The organism is Ralstonia sp. VS2407 (assembly GCF_052950655.1).
The window spans coordinates 1-431 of record NZ_JBRFVG010000393.1 but is presented as its reverse complement, the minus strand read 5'-3'; the positions used below and the strand labels follow the sequence as shown (position 1 = coordinate 431).

Annotated in this window: 1 protein-coding gene; it reads left to right on the top strand. The window is 60.3% G+C overall.

Going from position 1 to position 431, the window contains the following annotated elements:
* The first annotated feature begins 32 nt into the window (after positions 1-32).
* Positions 33-305, top strand: a complete 273-nt coding sequence (locus tag ACU8YE_RS25635) for a hypothetical protein (RefSeq protein WP_446930434.1) — start codon at positions 33-35, stop codon at positions 303-305.
* Positions 306-431 lie beyond the last annotated feature (126 nt).

Here is a 431-nt window from a genome sequence, read left to right as displayed (position 1 = left end):
AGTCAGTTCGGCTTAACAGGAGATCCCGTCCCATGTCACGCAAGCTACTCGCCATCCTGGCGATCGTCGTACTGATCGCAATCGTGCTGTTCGCCACCGGTTTCTGGAGCGCGGACGTCAAGGAAGGCGCGCTTCCGGACATCGATGTCACTGCCAAGGGCGGTGCACTTCCCGATGTCGATGTGGACTCCAAGGAAGTCGTCGTCGGCACCACCAACACCACGATCGAAGTTCCCAAGGTAGAAACCGAGAAGGAAACCGTTCAGGTTCCGGTGATCGGCGTAAAGGACAATGGCGAGAGTTGATCTCCGCCTGAGTTGATTTGAGGCCATGCGGCGCTAACGGCCCGCATGGCCTTTCCTTTGCCCGACCCCATGCGCCTCGCGCTACGTTTGGCGTCCGAGGCCGCCCAAGCCGGCGAAGTCCCGGTC